6 protein-coding genes are annotated in these 7,859 nt (G+C 65.5%); 5 read left to right on the plus strand and 1 reads right to left on the minus strand.

Annotated elements, in window-relative coordinates; all coding sequences use genetic code 11:
* Positions 1 to 233 precede the first annotated feature (233 nt).
* Entirely contained in the window at positions 234 to 728 is a 495-nt protein-coding gene (locus ACE3UY_RS22195; RefSeq protein WP_374689652.1) for a zinc ribbon domain-containing protein, read from the plus strand.
* A 77-nt stretch (positions 729 to 805) separates the two neighbouring features.
* On the opposite strand, the gene ACE3UY_RS22200 is transcribed toward ACE3UY_RS22195, so the two are convergent.
* Complete coding sequence (locus tag ACE3UY_RS22200) at positions 806 to 2,191, minus strand: hypothetical protein (RefSeq protein WP_374689653.1); 1,386 nt, start codon at positions 2,189 to 2,191, stop codon at positions 806 to 808.
* A 191-nt stretch (positions 2,192 to 2,382) separates the two neighbouring features.
* Here ACE3UY_RS22200 and acs point away from each other — a divergent pair, with 191 nt between their 5' ends.
* From acs to ACE3UY_RS22220, 4 genes are all read left to right on the plus strand, one after another.
* Positions 2,383 to 4,287 carry an acetate--CoA ligase gene (gene acs, locus ACE3UY_RS22205; RefSeq protein ID WP_374689654.1) on the plus strand — a complete coding sequence of 635 codons (1,905 nt, stop codon included), beginning with the start codon at positions 2,383 to 2,385 and terminating at the stop codon, positions 4,285 to 4,287.
* Positions 4,288 to 4,369: 82 nt separating this feature from the next.
* Positions 4,370 to 6,286, plus strand: coding sequence for a prolyl oligopeptidase family serine peptidase (locus ACE3UY_RS22210; protein ID WP_374689655.1), 1,917 nt, complete (start codon positions 4,370 to 4,372; stop codon positions 6,284 to 6,286).
* Between the two features lie 142 nt (positions 6,287 to 6,428).
* Positions 6,429 to 7,370, plus strand: a complete 942-nt coding sequence (locus ACE3UY_RS22215) for a hydroxymethylglutaryl-CoA lyase (protein WP_374689656.1) — start codon at positions 6,429 to 6,431, stop codon at positions 7,368 to 7,370.
* A 9-nt stretch (positions 7,371 to 7,379) separates the two neighbouring features.
* Positions 7,380 to 7,799, plus strand: coding sequence for a secondary thiamine-phosphate synthase enzyme YjbQ (locus ACE3UY_RS22220; protein ID WP_374689657.1), 420 nt, complete (start codon positions 7,380 to 7,382; stop codon positions 7,797 to 7,799).
* Positions 7,800 to 7,859: the final 60 nt, after the last annotated feature.

Consider the following 7,859-nt stretch of genomic DNA (forward strand, 5'->3'; position numbering starts at 1 on the left):
AGCCGCGTGCTGACCGACGTGCGCCGCAAGCGCTGGTTTGTGTCGAAGAGCGAACTGACGCGCATCGCCAAGAAAAAGGCGGCGCGCCGGACGCGCAAGTCGCAAAAAGAAGTGCAGCAAGGTGTCTAGGCGCGGGTCGATACCCCCTATGCTCTGAGAGCTTGGCCCCCCGGCGATTCGTCGCCCGGGGGCTTTTTTTTGTCCTTCTGCTACAATCGTCGCCGGAGAGTCCCATGTTTCTAACGGATACCCTTCAGACCTACCTGACGGTGATCGTGAGCGTCGCCGGCGGCCTTGTGCTCCTCTTGCTGCTGGCGCTGGTGGTTTGGGCCTACCGCGACATTCGGGCGCGCTCGCGTTCGGCGGCCGCGGCCGTGCTGACTGTGCTGGTGGTGGCCTTCCTGCCGCTGATCGGGCTGGTCATCTACCTGCTGCTGCGCCCGCGCGAGACGCTGGCCGAGGCGTATGACCGGGCGCTGGAACAGGAAGCGCTCTTGCAGCAGATCGAGGAGCGCCCTGTCTGCCCCACCTGCTCGCGGCCGACACAGGCCAACTGGTTCCTCTGCCCGGCCTGCCACACCCATCTGCGCCAGCCCTGCCCCGTCTGCCATTCGCCTCTGGAGTTGCACTGGGACATTTGCCCTTATTGTGGGAACCTGATGGAGACCGAAGAAGTGGTCGAATCGGCTACCCCAGAAGCCGCACCCGGCGAGGCCGCGGGCATATGAATCAGTAGGGGCAGACCTGCGTGTCTGCCCCAGGTGCTGCGTGTCTGCCCCAGGGCGCACACGCAGACGCGCCCCTGCTATTGAAACTGCGGCAAATAGGCCGCGAATGTCTCCAGATAGTCATTCAGCATCGCCCGCGCCCGGCCGATGTCGTTGACCATCGGGTCGAGCAGCAACGCTTGCAGCGCCAGCGTGCGGTCGCCGGTCACCGCCGCGTCGACCACCGCCTCCACCAGCGCCGCTTCGCGCCGGCACAGTTCGGTCACCGGCGTTGGCAGCGGCCCGACCTGCACCGGTCGGATGCCGTATGGCCCCACCACCGCCGGGAGTTCCACGATGGTGTCGGGCGGCAGTCCGGCGATGGCCCCCCGGTTGGGCACGTTGACCGTCTCGTCCAGGTAAGGTTCGCCGCCGCCCAGCGCCGCGACCAGTTCGGTGGCCCCCTCGCTCGGCGCTTCGCGCATGCCCTCCACGGGCAGCGCGCCTTCGGCCATTGAACTCATCAGGCCGTGCAGCACGTCGCGCACCCCCTCGTTGCCGCTCCAGTCGTAGAGGGGCAGTTCGTAGCGGGCGCAAGGGTCGGCAACCGGGTCGTGCAGCCACGGCAAGTATTCGGCCAGGTGCGTGTCGCCGGCGATGGGTAGCCGGCCAAAGATGCGAAACAGGTCGAGCGACAGCGGCTCCAGCGTGCGCGGCGCTTTTTCGGCAGCCTTCCTCAGCGCCGGGTATAAGTCCTCGCCCGTCGCCTTGTCGCGCAGGTCGAGCAGCCAGATGAAGTGATTCAGCCCGGCCGAGGTGAGCCGGAAGTGGCGCCGCCCGGCTTCCGACAGCGCGTGAATGACGCCGACGTTGCCCGGGTCGGAGTGCAGCGTCGCCCCGCGCGGCACGTCGATGCCGTATTGGCCGGCCAGCAGCGCCGCCGCCAAGGCGTAACCGACGTTGATCTGGTGGCACTTGCCGACCGTCCGGATGCGCGTGTACTTGGTCACCGCGCGCACAAGGCGCGGCAGGGGGTTGCTGAACAGGATCATCCAGGCGTCGGGGCACAGCCGCTCCATGTCGCGGGCGATGGCCAGATGGTGCGGGATTTGCCGGCAGGCGTGCATGAACCCGCCCGGCCCGCCGTTCTCGCCATAGGGCTGCCGCAGCCCGTGGCGCATGGGAATCTCCCAGTCGAGCCGCCACAACGCTTCCCGCGGCGCGACCTCGATGGAGACGATCACCTGCGTGGCCCCGGCCAGCGCCTCGGCCCGCTCCGTGCTGGCGCTGATGGACAACTCCGCGTCCCAGGCGTCGCTCATGCGCTGCGCCACGCGCGCAGCGCTGTCCAGGGCCGTTTCGTTCAGGTCGACCAGCGCCAGTTCGCTGCCACGTAGCGCCTCGTTGCGGACGATGGTAGCTAAAGTCGTCGGGCCAAAACTGGCGCTGCCCGCGCCGATGATGACGATTTTGCGTGATGACATGTTCATTACCTCTGATATGTTTGCTTGTAGTCAGGCAATTCATTGCCTTTCTTCCCCTTCTCGCGCCAAGTCCGGCTATGAATTGCCTGACTACGAACCGGCCCACTTTGCGAAGTGGACGCTCCCCATTATACTTACGCTGCCCTTGCTTAACATTCGGCGCGACCAATCCACCCTCAATGGAGGCATTCATGTCTACGGATCAGAAGATGGTCGGGGAAGTCTACTATCCTGCCCCGGAGATGATCTCTCATGCCCACGTTCCCAATTACGAGAAGGCGTACGCTGAGGCGGTGGCCGACCCCGCGGCGTTTTGGGGACGGTTGGCGGCCGAGAACTTTGAATGGTATGAACCGTGGGAAAAGGTACTCGACGATAGCAACGCCCCGTTCTACCGCTGGTTCGTCGGCGCGCAGGTGAACATCGTCCACAATGCCCTCGACCGCCATCTGCGGACGGCCACGCGCAACAAGGCCGCCCTCATCTTCGAGGGGGAGCCGGGCGACACGCGCACCTACACCTACCAGCAACTCAGCGTCGAGGTGTCCAAGTTCGCCGGCGTGCTCTACTCCCAAGGCGTCCAGCGCGGCGACCGGGTGACCATCTATATGGGGCGCATTCCCGAACTGATGATCGCCATGCTCGCCTGCGCCAAGATAGGGGCCATTCACTCGGTGGTCTACGGCGGCTTCTCGACCGAGGCGCTCCACGACCGCATTCAGGACAGCCAGTCCAAGGTGCTGGTGACGTGCGATGGGGCGTGGCTGCGCGGCGAGATCGTCGAACTGAAGAAGATCGCCAACGAGGCGCTGGAGCGCAGCAACCCCATCCAGAGCGTCATCGTCGTCAAGCGCACCGGCCAACCGGTGCACATGGAGCCTGACCGCGACCACTGGTACCACGACCTGATGGCGATGCCGGTGGCCGACCCCAAGACGCGCACTGAGCACATGGACGCCGAAGACCCCCTGTACATCCTCTACACGTCGGGCACGACCGGCCGGCCCAAGGCCATCCTCCACACCCATGGCGGCTACATGGTCGGCACGGCCATCACCCTCAAGTGGGTTTTCGACATCAAGCCGCACGACATCTACTGGTGCGCCGCCGACCCCGGCTGGGTGACGGGGCACAGCTACATCGTCTACGCCCCGCTCGTTCTCGGCGCGACCAGCTTCATGTACGAAGGCGCACCGACGCACCCCAACCCCGACCGCTGGTGGTCGATGATCGCCAAGTACCAGATCTCCATCCTCTACACCGCGCCGACGGCCATCCGCGGCCTGATGCGCTTCGGCGAGAGCTGGCCCAACCTGCACGATCTCTCCAGCCTGCGCCTGCTGGGTTCTGTGGGTGAGCCGATCAACCCGGAGGCGTGGCGCTGGTACTACCGCGTCATCGGCAAGGAGCGCTGCCCCATCATGGACACCTGGTGGCAGACGGAGACGGGCATGTTCATGATCACCCCGCTGCCCAGTGTGCCCCTGAAGCCCGGTTCGGGGACGCGGGCCTTCCCCGGTGTGGTGGTGGACGTGGTCAACGAGGAGGGCGAATCGGTAGCCGCCAATGAAGAGGGTTACCTGGTCGTCAAGACGCCCTGGCCGGCCATGCTGCGCACCATCTTCGGCGATCCCGACCGCTACGTCCAGCAGTACTGGAGCCGCTACGAGGAGCAGGGCTGGTATTTGCCGGGCGACAGCGCGCGTAAGGACGAAGACGGCTACGTCTGGATTATCGGCCGCATCGACGACGTGATCAAGGTGTCCGGCTACCGGCTGGGCACGGCCGAGATCGAGAGCGCATTGGTGAGTCACCCGGCGGTGGCCGAGGCAGCCGTCATTGGCGTGCCCGACCAGTTGCGCGGCAACATCATCCGGGCCTACTGCATCCTGCGGCAGGGGTACGAGCCGACGGCCGCCCTCTCGCGAACGCTGATCGACCACGTCTCGCATGAGATGGGGCCTATCGCCAAGCCCTCGTCGGTGGAGTTTGTCGATACACTGCCCAAGACCCGTTCGGGCAAGATCATGCGCCGCGTCCTGAAGGCCCGCGCTTTGGGGCAGGATGAGGGTGATACTTCAACCTTGGAGAAATAAGGGTTAGGGATTAGGGGCTAGGGGCTAGGGAGGAGCGCTCTTCCCTAGCCCCTAACCCCTAGTCCCTGACTTTGGAGATTATATGCAAGCAGCCCGTATAGAATCCCTCCTCTCCGCCCGCCTCTTCCAGGCCCCGCAAATCGTGGGCGACCGGCTGTTCTTTGCCAGCAACCTCGGTGGCTGCCTCAGCCTGTACGCGATGGATCGCGGCGGCAGTGTGCCTGAGCCGCTGCTGCCGCCCGGCCTGGCGTTGCAGAACCCGCATCTCGTCGCCCGGCTCTTCCAGGTCTACCCCAAATTGGGCAAAATCCTGTTGATGCTCGACCACAACGGGGATGAGAACTATCAGCCGATGTTCATCCCGCTGGATGGCGGCTACCCCGAGCCGGCCTTGGGCGACACGCTGAGCGATTATCGCTGCCAGCTGGATCACTACGACACCGACCAGAACCTCGCCTACTTTTTCGCCGAGTCGCGCAACGAGCCGCTGAGCGTTAGCTTCCGCGCCGACCTGGCCACCGGCGAGGTCACTGAGCTTTTCCGCAGCATGTACGAAGCTTTTGTAGCCGGCAGCGATTCCGAGCGCGACCGGCTGGCGCTGGTCGAGGGGTACACGGCCGGCGACAGCGTCCTTTACCTCTGGGAGCCGGAGACGGGCGAAGCGCGGCTGCTCAACGGCCGCCGCCTGGAGGAACGCGAACCGGGCGAAGAGGTTCCGCTGACCAGCTTCGGCGCGGCCGAGTTCACCCGCTCCGGCCGCGGCCTGCTGCTCATGACCAGCCTCTTCGAGGACACCTACGGTCTGGGCTACATCGCCCTGGCCGAGCCGGAGACCGTGGCGCGGGTGCAGGTGCGCGGGCAGGTGCATGAGGGGCTAGGCGAGATGGAAAATCTAAAGCACCTGCGCGACGACCGCTACGCCCTCCAGTACAACATCGACGGCTGCTCCTGGCTCTACGAGGGCGTGTTTGACGAGGCGACACTGGAGATGAGCCTGGAACGGGTCATTTGCGGGCAGGGGGAGCTGGCCGGCGGCGTCATGGACAGCTTCTATTACGACAAGGCCAACGACCGCTTCGTCCTCTCCTTCTCGACGGCCACCTCGCCGACGCAACTCTACACCGTCGAGGGGCCGAGCCTGGGCGAGACGCACCGCCAGACCCGCGAGCGCGTCCTGGGCCTGCCGCAAGAACATCTCTCGGCGGGCGAGGACGCTTCCTTCACCTCGCACGACGGCCTGCGCGTTTCGGCGCGGCTCTACCTGCCGTCGCCGGCGCTGGGCTTCGAGGGGCCGCGGCCCTTGGTCTACTACGTCCATGGCGGCCCGCAAGGGCAGGAGCGACCCGACTTCGCCTGGTTCTCCATGCCGCTCATTCAGTTCCTGACGCTCAACGGCTTCGCCGTCTTCGTGCCCAACGCGCGCGGCAGCACGGGCTACGGCCTGAGCTACATGAAGCACGTCGACCGCGACTGGGGCGGGCAGGATCGGCTCGACCACGTCCACGCCATGAAGCTGCTGGCTGATGACGCACGGCTAGACGTGGGCCGCGCTGGCGTTGTCGGCCGCTCTTACGGCGGTTACATGACGCTGACCCTGGCGACGCGCCACCCCGAGCTGTGGTCGGCGGCCGTGGATATGTTCGGCCCGTACGACCTGTTGACCTTCACCGACCGCGTGCCGGAGACGTGGAAGCCCTACTTCGCCATCGCCGTTGGCGATCCGGTGAAGGACAAGGCGTTTCTCGTCGAGCGCTCGCCGCGTCACTACGTGGACGACATCCAGTGTCCCTTGCTCGTCATCCAGGGCAAGAACGATCCGCGGGTCATCGAGCAGGAGTCGCGCGACGTGGTCGAGCACCTGCGCCAGCGGGGCAAAGAGGTCGATTACCTGATGTTCCCCGACGAAGGGCACGACGTGCTCAAATACGAGAACCGTGTGCACTGCTACAACACTATCACCGACTTCTTCCGCAAACACTTAATGAACGAGGCGACCTAATAGAGAAAACGGATAAGAGGAACACAGAGAGACACAGAGATCGCACAGAGTTCCACAGAGAAGAGTATTCGTGGGTCTTTCTGCGTAATCTGCGAAATCTGCGGATGATTTTTCTTACTGGTCCGATGGTTGGCTGCGGCTGATGAACGAGTTGGTCAAGGTTTACGAAGTCGGGCCGCGCGACGGGCTGCAGAACGAGTCCGCCATTCTGACCGTGGAGCAAAAGGGCCGGCTGATCGACGGGTTGGTCGAGGCCGGCCTGGGCCACATCGAGGCCACCAGCTTCGTCCACCCCAAAGCCGTGCCGCAGTTGGCCGACGCCGACGAGGTGATGGCCGGGGCCATCGGCCGCCACGCCGGTTACGCCGCGGCCGGTCCGGAGTTTGTCGGCCTGGTGTTCAATGAGCGCGGCTACGACCGGGCGTGGGCCGCCGGCTGCCGCTCCCTGGCCTTCGGCGCGGCCGTCAGCGAGACGTTCAGCCTGCGCAACACCCACAACACGCCCCAGGCGGCGCTGGCTACCGCCCGAACGCTCATCGAGCGCGCCCAGCGCGATGGCGCGCGCACCCGCTTCTACGTCATGACGGCCTGGATTTGCCCCTTCGAGGGGCCGATCTCGCCCCACAAGACGCTGGCGCTGGTGCGGGAGATCGCCGACTGGGGCGTGGACGAGATCGCCGTCGCCGACACCATCGGCCACGCCGATCCGCTGTCGGTCGGCCACCTGATCGACCTCATCGCCCGGCGCATCCCCCTTGACCGGCTAGCCGTTCACTTGCACGACACCCAGGCGTTGGGCCTGGCGAACGCCGCGATGGCGCTACAAGCGGGCATCCGCATCTTCGACACCAGCGTCGGCGGCCTGGGCGGCTGCCCCTTCGCGCCGGGGGCAGCCGGCAACCTCGCCACCGAAGACTTAGTGTTCATGGCCTACAAGATGGGGCTGGGCACGGGCGTGGACTTTCGGCGGCTGTGGGGCGTGGTCTACGAGCTGGAGGCGCTCATCGGCCGGCCCATCGGCGGCCGCATCCGCCAGTGGTGGGAGAGCAGCCAGGATCATGAGCCGCGCATCGACTTCAACTAGAGGTAGCCTATGCCGGTCATTAGCACTTCCATCCGGCTCGCCACGCGCGGCGACGCCGACATACTTGACATAACAGACGAGGTGGCACGGGCCGTGCGTGAGTCCGGACTGCACAGTGGGGTGGTGACGCTCTTCTGCCCGTCGGCCACCAGCGCCCTGACGACCATCGAGTACGAATCGGGCGCGCTGGCCGATCTGCGGCGGCTGTTCGACGAGATCGCCGATCCCGCCCGCCACTACGACCACAACGCGCGTTGGGGCGACGGCAACGGCCACAGCCACGTCCGGGCGGCGCTGCTCGGCCCGTCACTGAGCGTCCCCTTCGTCGCCGGGCGGCTGACGCTGGGGACGTGGCAGCAGATCGTCCTGGTCGATTTCGACAACCGCCCGCGCCGCCGCGAGCTGGTCGCCCAGATCATGGGCGAGTAACAATGTTGAGGGTTGCGAATTAAACACGGATATCACACGGATTGAACGGATTAGACGGAT

This window comes from Promineifilum sp. (SeqCode) (assembly GCF_041918635.1).
GTDB lineage: Bacteria > Chloroflexota > Anaerolineae > Promineifilales > Promineifilaceae > Promineifilum.